General features: G+C 40.2%; 23 protein-coding genes and 1 pseudogene. 7 read left to right on the forward strand and 17 right to left on the reverse strand.

Features of this window, described 5'->3' with window-relative positions:
* The 4 genes from RFW85_RS10675 to pcaD all read left to right on the forward strand — a co-directional run.
* Nucleotides 1-532, forward strand: a 532-nt coding sequence (locus RFW85_RS10675) for a 3-oxoacid CoA-transferase subunit A (RefSeq protein ID WP_309171524.1), incomplete at its 5' end; no start/stop codon positions are given.
* 18 nt (nt 533-550) lie between these two features.
* Nucleotides 551-1204, forward strand: a complete 654-nt coding sequence (locus RFW85_RS10680; RefSeq protein ID WP_170248783.1) for a 3-oxoacid CoA-transferase subunit B — start codon at nt 551-553, stop codon at nt 1202-1204.
* A 399-nt stretch (nt 1205-1603) separates the two neighbouring features.
* The gene (gene pcaF, locus RFW85_RS10685) at nt 1604-2818 is read left to right on the forward strand and encodes a 3-oxoadipyl-CoA thiolase (protein WP_170248782.1); all 1215 of its coding nucleotides are present in this window, start codon (nt 1604-1606) and stop codon (nt 2816-2818) included.
* Between the two features lie 10 nt (nt 2819-2828).
* Nucleotides 2829-3608: a 3-oxoadipate enol-lactonase gene (gene pcaD, locus RFW85_RS10690; protein WP_170248781.1), complete on the forward strand. Its 780-nt coding sequence runs from the start codon at nt 2829-2831 to the stop codon at nt 3606-3608.
* Nucleotides 3609-3665: 57 nt separating this feature from the next.
* Here pcaD and RFW85_RS10695 read toward each other — a convergent pair whose 3' ends face one another.
* From RFW85_RS10695 to RFW85_RS10755, 13 genes and pseudogenes are all read right to left on the reverse strand, one after another.
* Nucleotides 3666-5153 (reverse strand): NAD-dependent phenylacetaldehyde dehydrogenase, encoded by a 1488-nt coding sequence (locus RFW85_RS10695; RefSeq protein WP_170248780.1) that lies wholly within the window; start codon nt 5151-5153, stop codon nt 3666-3668.
* A 33-nt stretch (nt 5154-5186) separates the two neighbouring features.
* On the reverse strand, nt 5187-6404 hold the full coding sequence (locus tag RFW85_RS10700) for a hypothetical protein (protein ID WP_309171533.1): 1218 nt from the start codon (nt 6402-6404) through the stop codon (nt 5187-5189).
* A gap of 144 nt (nt 6405-6548) precedes the next feature.
* Nucleotides 6549-8863 (reverse strand): annotated as a pseudogene (gene tynA / locus RFW85_RS10705) (primary-amine oxidase).
* A gap of 209 nt (nt 8864-9072) precedes the next feature.
* Entirely contained in the window at nt 9073-9987 is a 915-nt protein-coding gene (feaR, locus tag RFW85_RS10710; RefSeq protein ID WP_170248778.1) for a transcriptional regulator FeaR, read from the reverse strand.
* 198 nt (nt 9988-10185) lie between these two features.
* On the reverse strand, nt 10186-11142 hold the full coding sequence (locus tag RFW85_RS10715; protein WP_080592267.1) for a p-hydroxyphenylacetate 3-hydroxylase reductase component: 957 nt from the start codon (nt 11140-11142) through the stop codon (nt 10186-10188).
* 45 nt (nt 11143-11187) lie between these two features.
* Nucleotides 11188-12141: a PDR/VanB family oxidoreductase gene (locus RFW85_RS10720; protein WP_170248777.1), complete on the reverse strand. Its 954-nt coding sequence runs from the start codon at nt 12139-12141 to the stop codon at nt 11188-11190.
* A 34-nt stretch (nt 12142-12175) separates the two neighbouring features.
* Nucleotides 12176-12913, reverse strand: coding sequence for an SDR family NAD(P)-dependent oxidoreductase (locus RFW85_RS10725; protein WP_170248776.1), 738 nt, complete (start codon nt 12911-12913; stop codon nt 12176-12178).
* A 10-nt stretch (nt 12914-12923) separates the two neighbouring features.
* Complete coding sequence (locus RFW85_RS10730; protein WP_002120925.1) at nt 12924-13409, reverse strand: aromatic-ring-hydroxylating dioxygenase subunit beta; 486 nt, start codon at nt 13407-13409, stop codon at nt 12924-12926.
* 10 nt (nt 13410-13419) lie between these two features.
* Nucleotides 13420-14697, reverse strand: a complete 1278-nt coding sequence (locus RFW85_RS10735) for a Rieske 2Fe-2S domain-containing protein (protein WP_170248775.1) — start codon at nt 14695-14697, stop codon at nt 13420-13422.
* Between the two features lie 29 nt (nt 14698-14726).
* Nucleotides 14727-15254 (reverse strand): nuclear transport factor 2 family protein, encoded by a 528-nt coding sequence (locus RFW85_RS10740; RefSeq protein WP_309171525.1) that lies wholly within the window; start codon nt 15252-15254, stop codon nt 14727-14729.
* Between the two features lie 10 nt (nt 15255-15264).
* The gene (locus RFW85_RS10745) at nt 15265-15624 is read right to left on the reverse strand and encodes a hypothetical protein (protein WP_000387554.1); all 360 of its coding nucleotides are present in this window, start codon (nt 15622-15624) and stop codon (nt 15265-15267) included.
* A gap of 25 nt (nt 15625-15649) precedes the next feature.
* A complete protein-coding gene (locus RFW85_RS10750) occupies nt 15650-16798 on the reverse strand; it encodes an acyl-CoA dehydrogenase family protein (protein ID WP_081405291.1) in 1149 nt (382 codons plus the stop codon).
* 36 nt (nt 16799-16834) lie between these two features.
* Entirely contained in the window at nt 16835-17944 is a 1110-nt protein-coding gene (locus RFW85_RS10755) for an amidase (protein ID WP_309171526.1), read from the reverse strand.
* 149 nt (nt 17945-18093) lie between these two features.
* Between RFW85_RS10755 and RFW85_RS10760 the strand changes: the two genes are divergently transcribed.
* The 3 genes from RFW85_RS10760 to RFW85_RS10770 all read left to right on the forward strand — a co-directional run bounded on the left by RFW85_RS10760 (nt 18094) and on the right by RFW85_RS10770 (nt 21674).
* Entirely contained in the window at nt 18094-18561 is a 468-nt protein-coding gene (locus RFW85_RS10760) for a MarR family winged helix-turn-helix transcriptional regulator (RefSeq protein WP_309171527.1), read from the forward strand.
* Between the two features lie 398 nt (nt 18562-18959).
* Nucleotides 18960-20309 (forward strand): MFS transporter, encoded by a 1350-nt coding sequence (locus RFW85_RS10765; RefSeq protein WP_017399597.1) that lies wholly within the window; start codon nt 18960-18962, stop codon nt 20307-20309.
* A 108-nt stretch (nt 20310-20417) separates the two neighbouring features.
* Nucleotides 20418-21674 carry an OprD family outer membrane porin gene (locus RFW85_RS10770; protein ID WP_309171528.1) on the forward strand — a complete coding sequence of 419 codons (1257 nt, stop codon included), beginning with the start codon at nt 20418-20420 and terminating at the stop codon, nt 21672-21674.
* Between the two features lie 34 nt (nt 21675-21708).
* Here RFW85_RS10770 and RFW85_RS10775 read toward each other — a convergent pair whose 3' ends face one another.
* From RFW85_RS10775 to RFW85_RS10790, 4 genes are read right to left on the reverse strand one after another with little or no spacing between them, the layout of a single operon-like run.
* Nucleotides 21709-22452, reverse strand: coding sequence for an SDR family oxidoreductase (locus RFW85_RS10775; protein WP_001140455.1), 744 nt, complete (start codon nt 22450-22452; stop codon nt 21709-21711).
* A gap of 16 nt (nt 22453-22468) precedes the next feature.
* A complete protein-coding gene (locus RFW85_RS10780) occupies nt 22469-23167 on the reverse strand; it encodes a histidine phosphatase family protein (RefSeq protein WP_017481016.1) in 699 nt (232 codons plus the stop codon).
* Nucleotides 23164-24285, reverse strand: a complete 1122-nt coding sequence (locus RFW85_RS10785) for a phosphotransferase family protein (protein WP_309171529.1) — start codon at nt 24283-24285, stop codon at nt 23164-23166. Before RFW85_RS10785 ends, RFW85_RS10780 begins: the two co-directional genes overlap by 4 nt.
* 17 nt (nt 24286-24302) lie before the next feature.
* Nucleotides 24303-25544: an acyl-CoA dehydrogenase family protein gene (locus RFW85_RS10790; RefSeq protein WP_170248771.1), complete on the reverse strand. Its 1242-nt coding sequence runs from the start codon at nt 25542-25544 to the stop codon at nt 24303-24305.
* Between the last annotated feature and the right edge of the window lie 52 nt (nt 25545-25596).

A 25596-nucleotide genomic window follows, 5' to 3' on the forward strand; every position in this document is an offset into this window, starting at 1 on the left:
ACTGACTATTGTCAGCAACAATGCCGGTAATGGCGATTACGGTCTGGCTAAGCTACTTAAAGCTGGTTCGGTTAAAAAAGTCATCTGCTCTTTCCCACGTCAGTCAGATTCTTATGTGTTTGATGAACTTTATCGTGCTGGAAAAGTCGAGCTTGAAGTAGTGCCGCAAGGTAATCTGGCATGTCGTATTCAGGCAGCTGGTATGGGCCTTGGGGCGGTATTTACCCCAACAGGCTTTGGAACACTTTTGGCCGAAGGTAAAGAGACCCGCCAGATCGATGGGAAAGATTACGTACTTGAATATCCAATCAAGGCTGACTTTGCCTTGATTAAAGCTTACAAAGGCGACCGCTGGGGCAATCTGGTTTACCGTAAATCTGCACGTAACTTTGGCCCGATTATGGCGATGGCTGCTGATGTCACCATTGCTCAGGTTTCTGAAGTGGTAGAGCTAGGTGGATTAGACCCTGAGCACATCATCACCCCGGGTATTTTTGTACAGCATGTTGTACAAGTAGCGCCAGCACAGTAAGCAATAAGGAGAAATAACATGAGCTACCAGAAACACAGCCGTGACCAGATTGCACAACGTGTGGCGCAAGATATTCCAGATGGTGCCTATGTGAACTTGGGTATTGGCCTACCAACCAAGATTGCGAGCTACTTACCTGAGGATAAAGATATTTTTCTTCATTCTGAAAATGGTTTATTGGCTTTTGGCCCACCGCCAGCTGCTGGTGAAGAAGATCCTGAACTGATTAATGCGGGTAAAGAGTTTGTGACCATGCTTGAAGGCGGCAGCTTTTTCCACCATGGCGACTCATTTGCGATGATGCGTGGTGGTCACCTTGATATTGCAGTACTTGGTGCATTTCAGGTTGCCGCGAATGGTGACTTGGCGAACTGGCACACGGGAGCACCGGATGCGATTCCTGCGGTTGGTGGTGCGATGGATTTGGCTGTGGGCGCTAAGAAAGTATTTATCACCACAGACCATGTAACCAAACAAGGTGAGCCGAAGATTGTGGCTGAGCTAACTTATCCAGTGACGGGTAAAAAATGTGTTGACCGTATTTACACTGATCTTTGTGTGATTGATGTGACCAAAGATGGTTTGAAGGTGATTGAGAAAGTGAAAGGTCTTAGCTTTGATGAGTTACAGGCTTTGACTGGTGCAACTTTGATTGATGCGACTCAAGGGTAAGTTTAAACAGCAGTAACTATCGTGACAGGCGACATGGATGTCGCCCGTTGGACAGGGAGGCAAGGAAGCCTCCTCTGTTCAACAAAGGTTTTTGTTACTTTTGACCTTTCAAAAGTAAGGTATCGCTTATGCAATAGACCTATGGATATCACAGTAAATTACAGCCGTGATGTTATCCGTTGATATGAAAATTTATAAATCATCACAACGGAGGCTTACCTGTTTAAGCCAGATACCACCAGCTAATTCGTGTCACTTTTTTAAAAAAGTAACCAAAAACCTTTGTTACTCAGACACAACATCCCTGTTGTGCTGAGCAACGAGGCGACATCCATGTCGCCACCGCGAAATACCTACGGAGAATGGCTAAAAGGCCTGAAGTAAAGGACAAAAGTTAGAATGAAAACCGCTTATATCATCGATGCCATCCGTACTCCATTCGGCCGTTATGCCGGTGGCCTTGCTCCTGTCCGTGCCGATGACCTGGGGGCTGTGCCGATTAAAGCCTTCATGCAGCGTAACCCGAATGTAGATTGGGAACAGGTCGATGATGTGATCTATGGTTGTGCTAACCAAGCCGGTGAAGATAACCGTAATGTCGGTCGTATGTCAGCACTGCTTGCAGGTTTGCCATACCAAGTACCGGCAACCACGATTAACCGTTTGTGTGGTTCTTCACTCGATGCCATTGCCATTGCTGCCCGTGCCATTAAGGCAGGTGAAGCAAATTTGGTGATTGCTGGTGGTGTAGAAAGCATGAGCCGTGCACCCTATGTGATGGGTAAGTCTGACAGTGCTTTTGGCCGTAGCCAGAAGATTGAAGACACCACCATGGGCTGGCGTTTCATTAATCCTAAACTTAAAGAATTGTATGGTGTAGACACCATGCCCCAGACTGCCGAAAACGTGGCTGAACAGTTCAACGTCAATCGTGCAGATCAGGACCAGTTTGCCTTGGTGAGCCAACAACGCACCACAAGCGCGCAAGCCAAAGGCTTTTTTTCTAAAGAAATCGTGGCAGTTGAAATCCCTCAACGTAAGGGTGATGCGGTGGTGATTGATACCGATGAACATCCACGTGCATCGACCACGCTTGAAGCTTTAAGCAAACTTAAACCTGTGGTTAAAGCAGATGGCACAGTAACAGCAGGCAATGCTTCAGGGATTAACGATGGTGCGGCAGCTCTACTGATTGCTTCCGATGATGCCATTCAAGCTTACAACTTAAAACCCCGTGCCAAGATTATTGCTTCAACAGCAGTGGGTGTAGAACCACGCATTATGGGTTTTGCTCCGGCACCAGCCATTAAAAAATTACTAAAACAAGCCAATCTGACTTTAGATCAGATGGATGTAATTGAGCTGAATGAAGCTTTTGCTGCACAAGCTTTGGCAGTGACTCGTGATTTAGGTTTGCCAGATGATAGCAACAAGGTAAATCCAAATGGTGGTGCCATCGCTTTAGGTCATCCACTTGGTGCATCAGGTGCACGACTAGTGACCACTGCCTTAAACCAGCTTGAACAAACAGGTGGTCGTTATGCCTTATGTTCAATGTGTATTGGTGTCGGCCAAGGTATTGCTTTGATTATTGAACGTGTTGAAGCACTTTAAGGAGAAACAAATGCCATCTTTTCAATCTGCCGATGCACAAATCAACTATCAAACCTTTGGTGAACCGTCTTCCCCTGCTCTAGTGTTTTCCAATTCTTTGGGCACCAACTATGGCATGTGGCAAAAACAGTTTAATGAGTTAAAAGATCAATTTTTTGTGATCTGCTATGACACTCGTGGTCACGGTTCGTCATCTACCCCTGACGGCCCATACACTGTAGAGCAATTAGGTGAAGATGTTGTTCGTTTACTGGATCATCTGAATATTAGCAAAGCTGCTTTTTGTGGTATTTCTATGGGTGGTTTAACCGGTCAATGGCTGGCGATTCATTACCCTGATCGTTTTAGTCATGTGGTTGTGGCAAATACTGCCGCTAAAATTGGACAAGAACAGGCATGGCTTGACCGTGCAAAATTAGTACGTGAGCAAGGTTTACAACCGATCGCAGCTACAGCAGCTTCGCGATGGTTTACAGATCCCTTTATCCAAAGTCATGCTTCAATTGTCAACAACCTGTGTAACGACTTAAGTGCTGGCAGCGCAATGGGTTATGCCAATTGTTGTGAGGCTTTGGCTAAAGCGGATGTCCAAGAGCAATTAAAAGACATTAAAATTTCTGTATTGGTGATTGCTGGAACTCAAGACCCTGTAACGACTATCGCAGATGGTGAATTTATGCAGCAACGCATTCCACAATCACAACTTGCAGAAATAGATGCCTCTCATATTTCCAATGTAGAGCAACCAGAAGCTTTTAATAAAATCCTAAAGGATTTTTTATTAGGTTAATTTAATGATTCAAAAAAAATGGCCTATAAAGGCCATTTTTTTATATCTCGTAGAAACTTAATATCGAATCATGACCGATTTTAATTCAGTGTAATCTTCAATAAATGCATCTGAAAACTCTCTGCCAATTCCTGAAGCTTTTACCCCGCCAAATGGAACTGATGGATCTAAGAACGTATGCATATTGACCCACAAGGTCCCTGCTTCAATTTTAGGAATCAAACGCAATGCTTTAGATAAATCATTTGTCCAGATACTTGCGGTTAAACCAAAGCGCGACTGATTCATAAGCTGAATAAGCTCTTCATCAGTTTCAAATGGCATTACCCCGACCACTGGACCAAAAGTTTCCTCTGAAAATAAAGGATCATCTGTATTTTTAAAGGAAATCAAAGTCGGTTGTACAAAATATCCTGCCTGATCTAAAGCCTCACCACCGGCAATAATCTGGTTTTTGGCTTTAGCCATATCTAAATAATGTTTCACTTTATTAAAATGTGGCTGATTAGAGAGTGGACCAAACATACTTCCTTCATCCATAGCCGATCCAATTTTGAAACCAGTGAGTGCTTTCGAGAGTTTCTCGACAAGTTCATCATGTTTTGTATGGTGTACAAAAAAACGCTCTGGGGATGCACAAACTTGACCTTGATGCATAAAAGTTGCTTGCAACAAAGTTGGTAAAATCTCATCAATATTTGCATCAGCCAAGATAGCTATCGCATTTTTACCACCCAGCTCCAGACTTACACGGGTTAAATCACTGCTCATCGCGAGCTTACCAATGGCAATGCCAGTTGGTACTGAACCTGTAAATGAGACTTTCTTCACAAGCGGCGATTCAATTAAATATTGTCCAGTCTCCCCCTTGCCTGTCACTACATTAATTACGCCAGCTGGAATACCTGCCTCGATGGCAAGTTCAGCTAAACGCAATAAAGATAAGCTGGCAAACTCACTTGGTTTAAGCACAATGGTACAACCAGTTGTTAAAGCTGAGCCAATTTTCCAAACGCCAATCATCAGTGAGAAATTCCAAGGCACAATACCTGCAACCACACCCACTGGTTGTCTTAAAGTAAAAGCTGTATATTTTTCACCTTGCATAGAAGGAATAGAAGGCTGCATGGTTTGACCATTAATTTTGGTTGCCCAACCAGCAAAATATCTTAAGAAAATAACGGATTGTGCGACCTCAAGATGTCTTGAAATATTGATAAGTTTTCCTGTAGACAACGACTCAAGCTGTGCAAGTTCTTCACCATGTTGCTCAATTAAATTTGCCAACTTATTTAGTTTAACGCCACGTTCATACGGCGTAGTTTCAGCCCAAGCATTTTGAAAAGCATGTTCAGCACTTTTAACGGCGCTTACTACATCTTGTTGACTACCTATACTAATTTGAGCAACAACTTGTTCAGTCGATGGATTCACAATATCCACTTTATCTAAAAGCTCAGCAGCAACTAACTTTCCATCAATAAAATGTCCATGTTGACGTGCCATAAATTGCTGCACGCTTTGTAAAATCTGAACTTCACTCATTTTTATTTCTCTCAATTCATTTAAAAGGATCTATTAATAGATGTATTGCAAAATTAACTGCGCATAGACATTGGTTTTGTCATCGTAGTTTTGAGTACCACCACTATGGATATCGTGTTTCGGTTTATAAAGCCCAACTAAAGGAATAACATTGAATTTTTTATTGACCGACCAGACCGAAAAGATATCTAACTCATGTCCATCCACATTGCTTAAAGACTTATTTACTGTTTTAAACTTATACGCCAAAGCACCCAACATAAAATTTTCTTGCAAGTTCATCATGTAAGAAACTTGATGAATATCTGCATTTTTATTGAATGGCCCAGCATAATTTCCGGCAACTTCACCTTGAAACCATGTGCCAAAGCCGACCGTATTCCCGTAAAACATAGGGTCGTATTGGTCTGAAAAATGGCTAAAACGATAGCCTAATGAGGGCGTATATTTTGAAGATAAAAAGTTATAGTTCAGTGCCAAGTAGCCAGCATTTTCTTGGCCATCTTTTTTATCTTGCACTACAAACTCAGTTTTGAGCTGTAGTTCTGGTAAAGGTTGATAATTCAAACGTAAAGCATAATTTTTAAGATCTTCGCGCCCTGAAACCTGTTCAGCATCATCAAGGTCTAATACATTTAAATAGGTGAACCCAACGCCCTTATCTTTAAGCTGATACATCAGATCAGTCACAAAGAGTTCAGGTGAAAATTGTGCTTTATTGTCGGACTTTAAATAAGCCAGTTTTAAGGTTGTGTTCTCTTGCGGTTTGTATTGAAGCAAACTTGTAAAATCAAAGCTTCGACGAGCTGCCAGATAATATGCCCCGCCACGGTCTAATGTACCATCCGCAGGTGCTTTACCGAGGTTTAACGCATCACCTGCAATGAAGAACCCGTCACCAATCATGATATTTTGCCGACCAATACTTAAATCATAGGTCGTCAACTCATCTTTATTGGTGCCATCTTTAAAACCAATGATCCATTCATTTACATCTGTTTTACGTTCTTTGCCATTACTATTTTGGCCGGCATCACCATCACCAAATGTTGCCGAGCTAATACCGCTCAAACTTGCATAGAGCTGATTGTTTTCAAAGGTGTACTGTCCTTTAGCACCATATTTAAGATGACCTTCTTGCCAATTAATTCTTTCATCCTCTAGATTTTCGCCGTTATAGCTTTTACCACTACTAAAAGCTCCAAAAGTTGCTTCAAAAGTTGGCTTAATTTCAAGCTCACCGGCATGCACAGTTGAAAAAAATGAGACAAAGAGAGTCCCTCTCACAACCTGAGAAAATAAATTTTTCATTGAGAAATTCCTTTTTTGCGAACGGCCTAACCGTGCTCAAGTGTGGGTAACCGATTCATTACCCACTCTAGATCATTTACTCGTTTAGTGATGGTCGTGCTGCGTGTTTTGCTCTTCTTCGCCCAAGTTTAAAGTCGGGGTGCTGTCAAAGAAGTTCCAAGGTTTGATAAGTGTATTGACCCACTCTGTAGGCATGATTGGCCATTCTTCAGCACGTGCTACATGGGTTGTACCAGTTGTCATCCACACCACAAGGTCTTTATTTTCAATATTTTCGTTGTTGCCAATGAATTGTCCTAACCCTGTGTCATGAGTCGAACGGTTTGAATATTTACCTTCAGGATAGCGCTCGTCTGGATTGTACTGAGTCACCCAAATTTGCTTATCCATAAAGTTCAAACGTTTAAATAACCATTCATCTTTAGAGAAATTAGCACCTTTCGCAACAGGGTGTGTTCCACCCGCAAACGGAATAAGTTGGTAAGAAACTGGATTACCTAATTTATTTTCCTTGTTAAAATTCGTGAGTAAGCGAATAGTGGATGGATCAAATTTTTCAGCCGCATTTTGCTCATTCGTAATGACTTTACTGTCAATTTGCATTGAGCTTGTACGGACACCACCTTTGTCATTGGCTTTCACCACAGGGTCCATATGTATAAAGCTGTTGTTTTCCCCGTCTACATCCATATCTAAGCGGAAGTTATAGATGTGTTGATGCGTTGTACCCACAATATTATGGTCAATTAAAGTTCCATATTTGGTGTCTTCTTTGGCGGTACTGTCATGCATGGTGCGTGATTTAACACCTTTAACAGCTTCAATACCCGTCGCACCCGCATTAATTCCAATTACACCATTTTGGGCAAATACCCAGTCAAACATGTAATCGTAGTTCCCAACCGTACTAATCCAACGCACAACAAGCTCACGGCGTGCTTCACTTGCATCCTGATCACCAAAAATTTCTTGGTGTTTATATTCAGGGCCAGCATATCGCTCAAAAATTGCGATTGCATTTGGAATCACTTGTGGCTGACCTTTGTAGTCTGCAATCACAGCATCAAGTAAAACTGCATTTTCAGGTGCATCAGTTCCAAGTTGAATGGCTGATGTGAGCGTTCCCATTCCGTACTCACCGGAGTCCAGATAAGACTTAAAGTACCATCCCATGTCAGGGTCACCATATGGAACCACCATTCCACCAAGGTTACCTTCATACATGACTTTACGTTTTACGCCTTTATCTTTATATGTCACGGTTGAAAGCTGTAAGCCAACACGAGAGTCTAGTGCGACATGGAAACACCAATTACCCCAATGTATAGTTTGACCGGTAATGCTAAAGTTTTTGCCCTCAGGTTCAGTAATATTGAGTGGCTTTAGCTTATTTGGTACTGGCTTATTCGACATATAAGGTCGATTTGCCATTGGTACAGGAATGATTGCACCTTCTTCAATCTTAATAATTTTTTCTTTATCTAAATCGACTACAGCAACTAGATTTTCAATAGGATGCGCCCAGTAGTTACCATCCCCTACATCTAGGTAAGCAACGACTTTTAATATATTAAGTTGTTTATCCAGACCATCTTTACCGCCAAAATATCCAACAGTTAGCGGAGTAGCAATCACTTTCTTCACATCGGTAATGCCACGTTTGCGTAAAGCTTCCTGATATTCTTTACTCGTCTCAATTACACGCTGTACGGCTTCAAAATTATCGAGCAACACCATTCCATGAGTGTTTTTAAGTACATTCCATTTGGTGACTTGTTGAGTATTAAGATTAACTTCACCTTCAATCGCTTGGGTACCTTTTAACAAAATGAAAGATGCAATTCGAGCGTCTGTATATTCTTTGTGATTGATGAAGTAGTCCCAAACTTTGCTTTTTCAGGTTCTTTAAGCTTTAATTCGGCAAAACGCATATTTTTATAGGCATATTTTGAGCGGTTAATCACATCAAATGTCTTTTTAATTTCATCGGAATTTAAACTATTGAGTGGATGAAACGTATTTTCAATTTTAAAGGTTTGATCTAACCCAGACTGGAAAACTTCATTAAAAAAATCTTTTCCAATAACAGGTTTACCATCTTTGACTAATAAAGGGACACTGAGTTTAAAAGGTTTACCATTTATCAAAACCTGATCTGAATTGGGTTTGGCCCGAACCACCATAGAACCTTTGGTGATCATATAAGTATTAGTAAAATCGTCTTTGACAACTTTAGCACCTTGCTCACTCATATTTTGATAAAGTGAGACCATTTCGGCCTTTCCACCATGAGCAAACGCTTGAGTATTGAGTCCCCAAAAGCTTGCAGCGATTGATAAGTTAAGTGCCAGTATTTTTTGTATGTCATTCAATAATCGTTGTTTACGCATTGGTTTCATCCTTTTGATCTATCCCTGAACTATCTGAATCAGACAGTTAAAATGCACTTTCCTGTGAGTGAAATTCATTAGATTAACTTAATAGTTTTATGATTATTAAGCTTATCTAGCCTGCTCTAATGAATTTAATTTCAACACAGTTACATAGGGCTAGCTTGTTCAAGAATGACGTCGAACTTGTCTAAAAATGACATTGAGAGATGAAAGTTTTAAACCGAGATACCCTCTCTAAATTCTTTAGGAGAAATGCCATAAGTCTTTTTAAAGATCTTTGAGAAATGCGCCCCGTCCCAAAAACCCCATTTCAAGGCAATCTGGGTAATCGAACTCTGTTTGTTCTTTTTATCAAGTAAATCTGCTTTGACTTTTTCTAGGCGTTTGAGCTGTATATATTTGTTAATAGATAAATTTTCTTGAAGAAATAGACGATAGAGATGGCGTAGAGATACCCCAATATGTTCTGCAATTAATTTAGGAGTTAAATCTGGTTTTGCTAAGTTCTCAATAATAAAACGCTCGGCTTTTTCCATCAGGTTATTGGAACTATTAATATTTTTATAATTGATTGTAGGTTTAATTAGGGCAATTAACGCATCTTCAAAAGCATTACCGTCTTCGGTTGCGTACCAAAGTTTGATGTTTTCAGCAGACATATTTTTCAAAATATTCTTGAGTAAAAAACCACTCATATTTTGCGTAATCAGTTTTCCAAAATATTCGGTACTAATATTTTCTTTCAGTAATTTTTCACGCGACAGATGGACAGAAATCTGACTTACCAAACCTTGCGGATACATCGAAATGGTTTCGACCGGATCGACCAACACAATATCGCCTTCATTCAGGCTTAGCGTTTCATTTTTATACTCGAGCAGCATTTTTCCCGAATACTGCAAAATCAAAAAACAAAAACGGTTATTCACTCGATCAATTTCATCGGCTTTTCGGACAATTTTATTGGCATTGTTTTTAATAAAAGCAATTTCAGTATCGCCCAATAAAAAGCACTGAACTTCACCAATGAATAAATTACGGGTTCCGTCAAAATCGGTTTCAAAATTGCCGCACACACTTTTAATATGGTGCGTCCATGTGAGTAAAGCATCACTTACATATTGGTTCATCCCTTACCTCTCTATACATGTGCCACCGCTCAAGATTTTGCGTTTGTGGTGGTGCACTGTCTTGGCTTATTTACAATCTTGTTTTATTGATAAACAATTTATGTGCCAAAAATTCCTTATCCTTGGAATTCTTTTGATGATAGTCAGTTAGATGTAAAGAAGCTGATAAATCAATTCAATTTATCAGCTTAATGAGGCTTATGCTACTCCTGCAAAGTCTCGCAGCATGGTAATAAAAATATCCTTTTGTTCCTCAGAATATTTTTTAAACACTTCATTTTGGTGGCTATCGGCAATATCAAATAAATACTGTGCCGTTTGTTTACCTTTCTCGGTCAGTGCGTATAAATTATCGTGATCGACCAGCAATCCTTCAAATTTTAAAATTTCGGCCGATCTCTCAACCTCTTGCATTGGCATAGCAATATCTCGTGGTAAATCTTCTTTACTTGAAGCAGTACCACTTGCCAAAACCAGCAACAGCCGTGATTCACTGGTACGGAATCCAGAAGCCATTTGTTTAGGAATATAGTCAGTCTGATAAGCTTTAAAAGCACGACTCATCAAATAGCAAACATTATTATATAAGTGCCCATAATGTGTTTGGTCTACGCCATTCTCTTCAGTTTGTTTCACTTGAAGGCTTGGATGCGGCATGACACAAGAATATGCGCCTTGATGGTAGACCAACGGGCTTCGACCTTGGTCATGAAAACGGACTACCTTGCCAACAATAATCCAGTGGTCACCACCTTCAATCACTTGATAACGTTCACACTCAAACACCGCAGAACAATTTTCTAAAATTGGTGCGCGTCCAGCACCAAGTTGAAAGTTTGTGTCTGCAAATTTATCAATATTGCGTCTCGAAAACTTATTAGACAGTTCAATTTGCGTGCCCGATAAAATATTGACGGCAAAATGTGTCGCTTCTTCAAATACCGAAAAACTTGAAGACTTTTTATCAATACTCCACAAAATAAGTGGTGGGTCGAGAGACACCGAGTTAAAACTATTTGCGGTTACACCGACTTTCTCACCTTGTGCATTTTGTGCGGTAACAATGGTAACGCCTGTTGCAAAATTTCCTAATGCTCGTCGGAACTGTAATGGATCGACCGTAAACTCATCTATTTGTTGTAATACATTCATCATCTTTCTCCTAAACCTTCTCTTACATCCATATAAATCGCGAGAGCATTAGATATCTAAAACTAATCTCGGTGTTTTAGAGCGTGAACAGCACACCAATATTTGCTCATTGCTGGCCTTTTCTTCATCAGTAAAATAAACATCTCGATGATCGGGTTCGCCTTCAATCACATCACACATGCAGGTTCCACATACGCCTTGCTCGCATGACATTTCGATCTCGATGCCTTCTTTAGCCAAAGCCTGCAAAATGGTTTCACCAGCTTCAACCATAATGATTTTTCCGCTACGTTCAGCCACCACTTCAAATGAATCTCCCGAGGTGTCAGTTTCGACTTGGAAATATTCTTTGTGGATTTGCTGCTCAGGAAAATTGTGAGTCGTAGCAAGGTTAATCACCCAATCCATAAAACCGACTGGACCACAGGTGTAAATATGGCTCTCAAGATCAATATCTTTAATGGCAGATTCAAAAAATGCTCGGTGGCTTGCACCTTCCGATTTAAAATGAAAAGTTGTGTGTTTTGCTAACTCACCATTTTTAATTTCATCAACAAAAGCACAGTTTTCTGGGCTAGCCCCGCAGTAGTGAAGCTCAAATGATTCGCCTTCATGTGCAAGTTGATATGCCATTGTGATTAACGGCGTAATTCCAATTCCACCGCCAATCAATACGCTGTGTTTGGCTTTTAAAAGTGGAAATAAATTTTTTGGCTCACTCACCTGAATTTGCATGCCATCTTTAATTTCATCAAAAGCCGAAACTGAGCCACCACGTGATTCAGGGTCACGTAAAATTCCAAGGCGGAACTTACCTTCATCATTTGGATTTTGGCAAAGTGAATATTGACGCACCATACCATTCGGTAAGTGCACGTCAATATGTGCACCAGCTTCAACTTTTGGCAATGTTGCAGAAGTTGCAGACTCAAATTCCATGACTGCAATATTTCCGCCTTCAACATGGCGATTTTTAACGACAACATCATAAAGTGTAGTCATGATTTAACTCCCTTTTCATGCGTAGCCTATTGGCTTAACGCATGAATAAACCACCGTTAATATCCCATGTTGCACCAGTCACAAAACTCGCATTTGGACTCGCAAGCAACCCACAAGTTTCAGCAATAAAATGCATACTTCCTAAGGCTTTAACCGGAATATTCTGGATGAACTGTTCCATTTTTTCATCTGGCACCACGCTATGAACAATTGGAGATTCCATTGGGCCCGGTGCAACCGCATTGACCGTCACTCCTTTTGCAGCAAATTCTTTAGCAAAAATTTTGGTTAAAGTCACAATCGCACCTTTGGTTGCCGCATAGTGTGCACCTGTTGCAGTACCGCCATTTTGTCCTGCTAACGACGCCATATTTATGATGCGTCCATAACCCTTTTTAGCCATATATTGACCAATAATTTGGCAAGCTTGGAAGGTACCGCGTTGGTTGACTTGGGTCACCCAATCAAAATCGGCTGCGGTAATTTGTAATACTGGCGTTGCTTTGGTGACGGTAGCATTATTAATTAACACATCAAGTTTAGAAAATTTCTCTTCTATCAATTGCACTGCTGCATAAAAATCTGCCTCAACCGAAATATCTAATTTCAAGGGAAACATATTTTGGGCATACTGACTTTGAGCCTTGGCATTTTCGGCTTTTTCAAGCGTACTTGCCGACAAAATCACTTGATGGCCTTGGCTCGCAAAATATTCAGCAATCACATTACCGAGTCCAGAAGCAGCACCTGTCACTAAAACAACCTGTTTCATGTTACCGCTCCTAAAGAATGTAGCTAATACCAGCTAAGGTATCGGTTGAGTTAACCAAGTTAATGATTTTACGGTTAATCTTAAAACCTGTAGCTGCATCACGAGTTAGATGGTAGGTAATATCAGCTGTGTAATGCTTGAGGTTTTCTTTACGGAATTCACGTAAGTTTTGAGCACAGCGTAAAACGATTTCATCATCCTGATCTTGAATCACTCGTACACGAGAAATGCTACGCACAGTATTTGCTTTAGGCGCTGTAGAAATCGCTTCACCATTTTCAAGACGCTGTACACGCAAAGTACGCATATGATTATCGTCATAGGCATAATTTAAGTTGTTTTCGTAGTCCGTTAAGTTTGGGTCAATTGGGATGATATAAACGCCTTTTTCATTCCATAAATTGAGCCATTCACGGTATTCACTGTGATCTAACATATCTGCTTCAGCCCAGATGAAAGCAGTGACTTCATTTAATAATTGCAGATTCATATTCATTGCTCTCTCCTTAAGCCGTCATCATCTTTTTCCACTGCTGATATGCTGCACGCATACCTGTTTCAGCACTGACATCACTTTTTAAGCCATCTTCAGTTTTGACTTCGCCCGGCAAACCTCGGTTGAGCATGATCCATAAATCATTACCAGCATTGGCACCGTGTTGTACGCGTTCCCAAGCTTCAGAGTCATCTGGCGTACCAAAACCAAATGGACCTTGGAAATGTTCATGCAAACGTAAGCGATATTGGTTGGCAATTTGCGGACCACCATCCATCGTAATCACCGAGTGATGAATTTCTGTTTCAGCAACTGAAATTGGCTGTAACACTCGGAAGAACGCCATTGAACATGCAATATTCGGGAATAAATTTAAGTTAAAGCCAGAACCACCAACTGCACGCACAATACGGCGTACTTCTAATTCCTCATGGCCTTCGTCGCGCAAAGCTTGAGCCAAGTCTTCGAAACGCTCTTGAATTGGACGTTCCATGAGCTCTTCTTCTAAATCGACCAGTTCAGGAATCATCACCATGACACTGTGACCGTTTCCTAAGTCTTCAACAAAGCCCGGTTGGTTTTCGAAGTTAAAGAGCTCTTCGGTTTTTTCATCTACAGAACTTAAGAATGACTTGTGTACTAACGGGAAATGATATGCATCTGTAGTATTTTCAAGCTGGATTTTCCAGTTACCCGGGAAACGGAAACGGTGTTCACCCAACACTTTAATTGGATAACCCGCGCCTTGTTTCATAAACAGATCAATCCATTTTTTTGCTGGCCCAAGGAACTCATCAAGCGGTTGAATGTCTTCTTTAAATGAAGCGAAGATCATGCCGTTATATTCTTCTACCCGTAGGCTCACCAGCGGTAATTCTGACTTATCTAAACAATCGCCGTAGCTTTCCGGAGATGGCACACCACGTAAACTACCGTCAAGTGCATAACTCCAACCGTGGTACGGACATACAAAACTATTAGTTTTTCCTTTTTTATGTTCGCATACGGTTGCTGCACGATGACGACAACGATTTAAAAGTACATGGACTTTCTTTTTACGGTCACGCACCACAACAACAGGCTGTTTACCGATATTAATAGTTTTATAGCTTCCGCCTTCCGGAATTTCACTCGCATGTGCAACCCACACCCAAGTGCTATAAAAGATTTTTTCCATCTCTTCATCAAAAATGCGTTCATCTTTATAAAGAGAAGTATGAGCACGGTCACTTTGAACCAAAGCATCGTAATCAGTGCCAATGTTATGCGTTGGGATAATACTGTTCATATCAATAGTCCTTTTAAATATGTCCTGGGTCATTCATGGGAAGGTACCGGCAATTCGGCTTCGCTGTGCCAATGCGATACGGGACGACTGAAAATATTCTGTGTTTGGAAATGTTTAATTTTCCATATTCCATCTGCTTGCTTTTGAAACTTCACGTTGAGCTTTGCTGTATTCAGATGACTACGGCCATCTTTAAATGTTGAAGTTTGCAACATCAGCCAAGAAGCATTTGCATCATTTTGATTTACATAAATTTGTTCTGAATTCACAAAGTGGGCATTCATAACAAAGTGAGATTCTTTTTGGGTATAGCTTTTAAACATGTCGTAAATCGACTGCCAAGAATCATAACGGCCAAAGGATTTGGCATATTTCTCGCCAATACCTTCCCAAATACAGTCTTGATCAAAAAGATTCATGAGTTGATCAAGATCTGTATTTGCATTGAGCTCGTCGCAGATTTCCATATAACGGTTCAGGCAGTTACGAATAGCGTTGTGCGCTTCTAACTGTTCTAGCCGCTCTATGATTTCTGCAATATTCACTTTGTCAGTCATTGCGGTCGCCTTAACGTTGGATAATCAATTCACGCCCAACACGAGCTTCAACTTTGCAATATTTCCAAAGTTTGTATGGCCCTTCACCCACCACGGTCGTTCTAAACAAGTTACACGCCGCGTGTACGGTTTCAATATCTGGAACATCTGCAAGCAAGTAAGTTGTCCAAGGCCAACCTGCACTTGGGCCAACCATGCTTTGGTCATCATCAAGATTTCCAAAAACATGTACGCCCGGTAAGTCATGAATGCCATTCCACATTTCACCAAACGCTGCCCAAACCGCTTTGGCTTCAGCTGGCTCTGCGTCAAAAAAGTTTTGGTTAATACCCATGCAGAACAAGACGCGTAATGATTTTTTAGCTTCCATTTCAATATCCTTTTAAAAATTAAACTTATAAATAACCTGGGGTTGGTTTTAACCCGAAACTGATTGAGCCTGCATTTTGTAAAGTCGCATCGCCCATAAATGCATGCTGAGTCACCACGTTGGTGTCATTCACAAAACGGCTAAATGGATTGTTGGTATAAATTGCTGTCATGCCTGCGAGCATTTGCATTTTTCGGGTGACTTTGGCGCAAACTCGCGCTGCATGTGTACATGCCAAACGCATATCGCTAATTTGTTCAGCAGTTGCTTCACGACCAGCAACAATTTCATTCCAGACAATATCCATGGTTTGATAAAACCAAGATTTTGCAGCCTGAAACTCCGCATCTGCCTGAGCAAACTCATATTGAGTCACTGGACGGTTGGCAATTTCTGAACCGCCTGTAATAGATGCTTTACCCGGTGCTAATTTTTCAAATTCTTCTAATGCAGCAGCTGCAACACCAATACCCACCACGGTTAATACTTGCGTCGCTAAAGACAGTGACGGATATTTAAAAAATGGCTCACTTAGTTTCGAAGGTTCACCACGTACAAAGGTCCATTTCTTTTCGACCAATACATCTTCGACCACCAAATCATGACTTCCCGTACCTTTTAGGCCAACGGTGTCCCATGTCATTTCTATTTTGGCTTTTTTTGCAGGCATCACTGCCATGCGCGGTAAACCTTGCATTTCATTGTTTTTAAGCGGTGAAATCCCCACACCAACAATGTCCGCTCCCATACAACCGCTTGAGAATTTCCAACGTCCACGAACCACTACACCTTCATCGGTAATTTCAGCAGGTTGTGGTGGAAAAATACCTCCAGCAAATACGACATCTGGTCCGTTTTGGTACAACTCTTTAAGTGTTTCTTCAGGCAAACTTCCTAAATACGCAGGACTCATACCGAAACTTGCCACCCAACCCACTGAACCATCAGCTTTAGATAAAGTTTCGATCAACTCACAAAACTGACGTGGTGACCATTCTTCCCCGCCAAAACGTTTAGGCACCAAGGCACGATAAACACCAATTTGTTTAAGTTTTTCGATAATGTCTTGGCTCACATACGCCTGATTATCAAATTCACCTGTACAGGCACGCTCACGAATTTCTTGACACAAAGCATCTAAGTCAACTGCTTTGTCTTGAGAAGCAAACTCCATTTTAGACAACTTATTCATCATCTAACTCCTTGTAATTTATTGCATTGCATCAACAAAAAATTTAGCTATTGCACATAATTGCTCATCTTTTTGATGCTTTGATACGATCTGTAAGCCCACTGGTAGACCTTCACTGGTTTCAAGTGGCACTGAAATAGCTGGATGTCCTGATAAATTAAATGGTCGAACTAAAGCTGTAAGATTCAAAAAAGCGACCGTGTTTTCAGCTTCAGAAACTTTCGGTGGAATTTGCGGAAGTGTCGGTAGAACCAATCCATCATATTTTTCTAATAAAGCATCGAGTTCTTGGGTCAGCTGTACTTTTACAGCTTCTGCTTGTTTTACTTGCTCTAAAGTGGTGTGTGCCGCTTTTAATAAACGACCATTTACATCAGAACCAATTAAGCCGGTTTGAGTTAAATCACCAAAAGCTTGCCAATTTTCATAATTTATAATTTGCATGCCTGCATCAAAAGCCGCTTCAAAATGTTCAACTTTTCCTAAAACAGTCTGTAAATTAGCTTTTTGAAGTGCGTGATGAATACAGTTCCAAATAACGTCATCTGCTTTTACATCGAGAACAGCAATTTTTGGTGCACTAGTAAATTCAGTAGGTTTAAAAGTTGGATCAATAATTTGCATGGCCTTTTCAATCATCTCGACTGAATTTGCAAAAGGGCCAACGCAATCTAAAGAACTTGACGGCGGATATACACCTTTTCTGCTCACGCGACCAAAAGTCGGTTTTAAACCAAAAACTCCGCAGCACGCAGCAGGCATACGAATAGAGCCGCCCGTGTCGGTGCCTAAAGTAAAATCAGCTTGTTTTGCAGCGACGGCTGCGGCTGAGCCACTCGAAGATCCACCTGGGATAAGTTCAGGATATTTAGGATTGATGGGTGTACCAAAAGCGTGATTAATGCCTGTAATACCAAAAGCCAATTCGTGCAAATTTGTTTTCGCAATAATTTCACAATCTGCTTTTAGAATGTTTTTAACTACTTCAGCATCATCTTGAGCAGGTTCAACATTTAATAATGCTCGACTGCCAGCAATGGTTTTTAGGCCTTGAATATCAATTGTGTCCTTGACCATGACCTTGAGCTTGCCACTTCCTTTGTGCACGCTTTGGCTAACAATATTCATTCACTTTTCCATGTATTTTTATTCATTAATTAAAATATCGGAAAATTTAATGGAATTGTCAAGTATTTTTTATAATTTGTTCTCAAGGAAATATGCAAAATTTTGTTTATAATAGGATTACCCTTTTTTCACTAAGTTATTGCTTAGCTATGCTTGATCATTTAGAACAATTTCTTCCTAATAAAGAACCGTCGAGTATTCAAAATTTCCCTTTTTTTTGGGTTTCCCAAGTGAATGGAAAGTATTCACAACTGATTGAAAAATCAATAAAAAAACTAGGTATTGATAATACACGCCGTAAAATTATTTTAAGCACTAATGCCCTTGGGGAAGCCAGTATCACCGACATCGCCAATCTTTCTACTTTAAAGTTAACGACGGCCACAAAAGCTGTATATCGTTTGGTAGAAGATGGAATTGTCGAAGTCTACTCTTCTACTTCTGATGAACGGATCTCGATGGTGAAATTAACGGCCAAAGGTGTCGAGCTGGTTGAACAGATTAATCAAATTAGTGTGGTCACCTTGGCAGGCATCCTGAATGCTTTTTCAGAAGACGAGCTACATAATTTAAATAACCAGTTAAAGAAATTATTTGACCTGATGCCATCCAGCTAAATATTTCTCATCATGATAAATTAGCTCTCTTAGAGCAGTTAAAAATTTCCTTTTCTTTAGCTGCTCTTTCGTTAAAACAATAAAAATAAATAAAATCAATTTTATATCGCAAACTTATCTATATATAATTACTTAACATACTTTTTAGGTATTCTAATATACTCAATAAGTAATGGAATTTTACATATAAAAAGAAAATAATAATTCCATGATCTTAAAAATCCCATTAACTCCTAATTGGGTTTAGACGCACTCTTCCGGTCTGTACGAGACCAAATTACTCATTTCTAGCCTATTTATTATTCTTATCTAAAAGGGGGAAATATCGAAAATTTTAGAGGAATAATAAAAGTTAGATATCAATTTCTTTAAGCGTTTTATACATAAGGATTAAGTGTATGAACCAAAGTAATATCGCTGTTGAAAGGACACAGAAGAAAAGCAATGCATATGCATGGTATGTGGTCATACTTTGTATGTTGGCATATATATTTTCATTTATTGACCGCCAAATTCTGGCGCTGATGATTGAACCCATCAAAGCAGATCTCCAACTTTCAGATACACAATTTAGCTTATTACATGGCCTCGCCTTCTCACTGTTTTATGCGGTTATGGGTTTACCCTTAGCCTATATTGCCGATCGTTTTTCACGACCAAAATTAATTTCAATCGGGATTATTGTTTGGAGTCTAGCAACAGCAACTTGCGGTTTAAGTAAAAACTTTATTCAACTGTTCTTAAGCCGTATGGCGGTAGGTGTCGGTGAAGCGGCTTTATCTCCAGCGGCTTATTCAATGTTTAGCGACATGTTTAGTAAGGACAAACTGGGGCGTGCTGTCGGGATCTATTCAATTGGTGCTTTTTTAGGTGGAGGTATTGCCTTCTTAGTTGGCGGTTATGTCATTAATCTGCTTAAAGGCGTGACACTCATTGAAGTTCCATTATTAGGTGCCCTTAAAGCATGGCAAATTGCCTTTTTAGTGGTGGGTTTACCCGGCATCATTATTGGTTTGCTGTTTATTTTGACCGTTAAAGATCCTGCACGTAAAGGCCAACAGCTCAACCAAAATGGACAAGTTGACCAAGTTAAATTCACACAATGTCTTCAGTTTATTAAAAAACATTCGAAAACATTTGCTTGTCATTATTTAGGTTTTACCTTTTATGCAATGGCACTCTATAGCCTAACTAGCTGGACACCTGCATTTTATATTCGTAAGTTTCAACTCGCGCCGACTGAAACAGGCTATATGCTCGGTACCATTCTTTTAGTCGCAAATACATTAGGCGTATTTTGTGCAGGCTGGCTAAATGACTGGTTTATCAAAAAAGGCCGTCAAGATGCGCCGATGTTCACGGGTGTAATTGGTATTGTTGGTCTGATTATTCCAATTGCATTTTTTACCCAAACAGATCAGCTTTGGCTTTCAGTTAGCTTACTGATTCCTGCAATGTTCTTTGCATCTTTCCCTCTAGTGATTTCAGCAACTGCTTTGCAAATGTTAGCCCCAAACCAGTTTAGAGCACGCCTTTCTGCCCTCTTCCTTTTGGTGAGTAACTTAATTGGACTCGGTATTGGTACAACACTGGTAGCCATTATTACAGATAAAGTTTTTGGTAGCCCATTAATGGTGGGTTCTTCTTTATCTATTGTAGGTGGTCTGTCGTGTGTACTGGCTCTAATTCTGCTTTTTAAAGGCTGCAAATTCTTTAGTGAAAGCATGAAGCTTGAAAAATTAAATTAATAGGCCTCACCTTTAGCAAAAGGTACTCTCTAACTAAACGCTTAGAGAGTACCGAAATATTCAAAATTACGTAGTGCCGAGGACTGGCTTACACTTGGGAAATGGATTATGGAATTATTTCACCGCTTTCAACCACACACTTTAGCTGTTGCCACTTTATTACTGATGTGCAGCAATTCATGGGCTGCAAATCCAAATCAGCAAACTGAAGATGAATGGAAATTCACTTTAAAAAATGCCTATATCAACCGTGATTTTGATAATGATGCACTCAAAGATACGGGTAGTTGGTCTCAGGCAGCATCTTTATTTTATAAATCGAAAATGCATGACACTCCGTTAGTCATAGCAGACAAGCCTATCACCATTGGGGCTGATGCTTCCGTTCAATACGCCGTGCGCTTAAGTTCAGACAAACACGTGGCAGATACTGTTTTGCCTTTTAATAAAGAGACACAATCTCAGGCATCAGACTATTTAAAATACGGCGCGACTTTAAAGCTAGGTTATGACAAAACTCTTTTAAGTGTCGGTGAACTCTGGCTCGATTTACCTGTCACTGCCGTAGATGCGAGCCGACAATTACTTACTTCATATTGGGGAACTAACCTTAAGTCGCAACTTTCAGATCAACTTTATGCAGAAATTGGTCGGGTTGAAAAAGTGTCTCCCCGAAATGAAGAAGACTTTAAAAAGTTTTCTTTCACATCAAATGGAATTACTAAAGAATCTGATGGCCTTAACTACATTGACCTGCGCTATCAATTTACGCCGTCTTTAAAGGGCGAATATTACTTTGGTAATTTGGAAGACCTCTACAACAAACACTATGTGGGGCTGGAACATACGTGGAAACAACCAACTTTTGCTCTAACTTCCAAATTTAAATACTTCAATGCGAAAGATGACGGTAATACTTTTAATATTGATGCCCAGAACATTGGGTTACTTGAAACCGTCAAAGTAAAAAACCATACCTTTGGTTTGGGTTACCAACAAATTATTGGAGAGTCGGCTTACCCACTACCGGATGGTTTCTTACCAGAAACCTATTTCATTAACTGGAATGCCACCGGCTTCTTTAAAGAAGATGAAAAGTCTTACCATGTCATGTATGGCTACGATTTTAAAGACTATGTACCGGGTTTAAATGCGATGGTGAAATATGTTTACGGCAATGACTTTAAAGCAGCAAATGGTGAAAAGAACCATGAAACCGAGTCAAACGTTATTCTAAACTATGCATTTCAGCAGCCATTCTTAAAAGGCGTGGCTCTACAATATATTCGTATTGATTACAATGTAAAACACGGCAATGACTTTGGTGAAGATCGTTTATTTGTTAATTACACCAAAAAGTTCTAAATAAATATTACCCCCTAATTTTAGGGGGTATTTTTTATCCTAATTTATTGACCAACTTTAAAGGCAAAACCTTCATGGCAATACTCATGGGTAACCACGGCCACTGTGGCACATAAGCTTTTACAGGTTGCTTTTCGATCGCTTTGACCAAAGCTTTACATCCTGTTTTGGCATCTACTTCAAAAGGTAAATGTTTAGCACCTTCATTCATTTCTGTGCGAATGTAACCCGGGAAAATTGTAGAAACTTTAATTGGCGTATCCAGTAATTCAGCACGAATACCTTCAGCCAAGTGAGCAACCGCAGCTTTACTTGCCGCATAGGTCGATAAATGTTTTGGTAATCCGCGCATCGCACTCATGGATGACATCACCACCAAATGACCTGCATTTTGCGCTCTAAAAATTTCAATCGCTGCCTCACACTGTGCTAAAGCAGAGATAAAGTTTGTTTCGGCCGTGGCTCTATTAATCTCAAAATTACCTTTACCAATACGGCGACCATTTCCAACTCCCGCATTTACGATAATTCGGTCTAAATAGCCAAATTCTTGTTTAAAGGCACGAAAAACTTCAAAAACCTGATCGTAATTGGTAACGTCCAGACTTTTCGCAATTACCTTAATACCGTACTGATTTTCTAGTTCGGTTTTTAAAGTCTCTAATCGGTCTAAACGGCGTGCACAAATCGCTAAGTTATAACCTTTGGCTGCAAATTCATGCGCCATACCTGCGCCTAAACCAGAACTTGCACCTGTAATTAAAATTGTCTTTGCCATGCTTTTATCCTTATTTTTAAATCCATGTCAGTAAATCTGGACGCTCAGCTTTTATAAAATGATGTTCATTTAAACTTAAAACCTGAGCTTCATTTCCAACCAACCGCAAAGTCGTGAGACTTGTATTAGCAATTGCCCAATTCAACGCAAAAGTTCGATTGGGGCTAAGTTCAAGCAATTTGCCGATTGCAACAGAAATCACACCACCAGATGTAAAAACAATTGCATAGCGAGGTTTGGTTTTTGCTAACTCATCACAAAGTTGCTGCAATGCTGTTTCGACTCTTTCTTTAAAGTGTGGCCAAGACTCATCATATTCATGATGAAAATCTCCATCTGTCCATCGTCCAATTGCGCCTTCAAATATTTTGGCGAGATAAGCGCGAGGATTCTGTTCTTGTGCTACGTCAGCTTTTAACAACTCAGGCTGTTCAAAACGTGGCTCATAACGTGCAAAAACCTGTTGGTGGTTAAACTCATTCCATAAATTATTATGATGAATTACTGTATCTGGGAAGCATTCATTAAGTGCAAGTTGTGCGGTTTGTTCATGACGCTGCATGGTTCCTGCAACCACATAAGGTTGTTCTTTCAATATTTGCTTAAAATATTGTCCTAATAACGTCGCTTGAGCCTCACCATTTTCAGACAGTTCATCATAGTTACTTTTACCAAATGATGCCTGCCCATGTCTTACCAGATAAATTGTGGTCATTTTCTTAAAATACCCTGTATTTTCTGTAGAGATTGCTGAGCAAATTCAGATTCTTGGAGTTTTTGTTGCGCGATAAGTTTTAAAGCTCGAATATGTAGCGCATGAATGACAATCCAGAAATCTTTAAAAGCAGGATTTCGAGTTTGTTTATGGTAATAGCGATAATAGATTTGCTGGGCAATCACTGCTAAACGGAATACACCGAAGACTTCATAAAAAGCCCAGTTCTGAGGCTCCAGACCTGTTTTTTGCAAATAATATTCAACGACTTCTTTACGAGAGAACATTCCCTTTAGATGAGTAGGCTGACGGCGCGTCGATCTAAAAATCATATTATCCGTAGGTTCCACCCAATAGGCCAAAGCGCTACCCAAATCCATTAATGGATCACCCAAAGTCGCCATTTCCCAATCCAACACACCAATCACTTCTGTTGGGTGCTCTGGATCTAAAATCACATTATCAAAACGCCAATCATTGTGAATAATACAAGTCGTAGAGTCTTGAGGGATATTATCGTTTAGCCATTTTCGAACATATTTAAATGAAGGAACGTTAATAGTACGGACTTTTTCATAGCGTTTATCCCAACCTTCAACTTGTCTACGGCAATATCCTGTACCTTTGCCTAGTTCAGCTAAAGGGGTGTTCTCATATGGAACTTGATGCAGCTCAATGAGCTTATCAATAACGTTTACACAAAGTTGATGAACATCTTCTTCATTAAAACCAAGCTCAGGCGGTAATTTTGCACGAGGAATAATACCTTCAATGCGTTCCATGACATAAAAATCACAGCCAATGACCGACTCATCCTGACAAAGTGCCACCATTTTAGGAAGCACCGGATAATACGGTGCAAGGTTTTTCTGCACCATATATTCACGGGCCATATCGTGGGCCGACTTCGCTTTTGTTCCTTTAGGAGGACGTCGTAAAATTAAATCGGTATTTTCATATTTTAAACGATAAGTCCAATTCGACGCACCGCCCGTATATTGAGTAACAACTGCTGGACCAACCAGCTCAACATCTTGGTTCTTTAACCAATTTTCAACTGCCCCAATATCAAGTTCTTCACCTTCACGTACTTCACTGCCTACATCAATTACCGACATATTTATTTCCTTTAAACTTATACTTTCTTATGACGACCATAACCACGTTTGGCTAACTCTAATTTGGCAATCATGCCTTTATGCACTTCATCCGGACCATCAGCTAAACGTAAACTGCGTGCTTGGGCAAAGAAACCCGTTAATGGCGTATCTCTTGAAACACCTGCACCACCATGTAGCTGAATCGCCATATCGACTACTTTTTCTAAAACGCTTGGAGCGACTACTTTAATTGCAGATATTTCTGTTAAAGCAGCCATATTTCCTAAAGTATCCATTTTATAAGCAGCATACAAGGTTAAAAGTCTAGCTTGATCTATGGCTACCCGTGCATCGGCTACGCGTTCGAGGTTTCCACCAAGTTTTAAAATTTCTTTGCCAAACGCCATTCTAGACATGCCTCTATCAATCATCAGTTCTAGTGCTTTTTCAGCAGCCCCGATACAGCGCATGCAATGATGAATACGCCCTGGCCCTAAACGCCCTTGTGCAATTTCAAAACCTTGACCCGCTCCACCAATAAAGTTTTCAATAGGTACTCGAACATTATTAAAGTGAACCTCACCGTGTCCATGTGGCGCATCGTAGTCGCCAAACACAGGTAACATCCGTTGAATCTCCACACCCGCCGTATCAATCGGTACTAAAACCATAGAGTGTTGATGATGGCGGTCTTTGGTTTCATCTGGAGTATGGGCCATAAAAATAATGACTTTAGCATTTGGGTCACCTAAACCAGACGACCACCATTTTTTGCCATTTAAAACAATTTCATTACCGTCGATGAGTGCAGTCGCTTGCATATTGGTTGCATCGCTTGAAGCCACATCTGGTTCAGTCATACAAAAAACAGAGCGAATTTTTCCGTCCAATAAAGGCTGTAACCATTGTTGTTTTTGCTGTTCATTACCATAGCGCCATAACACCTCCATATTTCCGGTATCCGGTGCATTACAGTTAAAAACGGTAGGTGCCAATAAGCTGCGGCCAGTCAATTCAGCAATATGCGCATATTCTTGAACAGTTAACCCAGCACCCAACTTTTCATCGGGTAAAAACATATTCCAAAGACCGGCTTGTTTAGCTTTAGTTTTCAGAGTTTCTAACAGTTCAGGCCACTGCCATTTTTTCCAGTTTCCATCTGGATTTAACTCATGAACCTCTTCCCAAAATTTTGCTTCGCTAGGTTCTATTTCTTCTAAAATAAATTTTTTTGTTCGCTCAGCAAAATCTTGAGCCTTCTTTGAAAGTTCAAACATTCTTTTTTCCTTCACATCATTATCTGGTCTTTACATCAACATAACTTGAAAC

Source organism: Acinetobacter sp. 12966, assembly GCF_031196995.1.
GTDB lineage: Bacteria > Pseudomonadota > Gammaproteobacteria > Pseudomonadales > Moraxellaceae > Acinetobacter > Acinetobacter geminorum.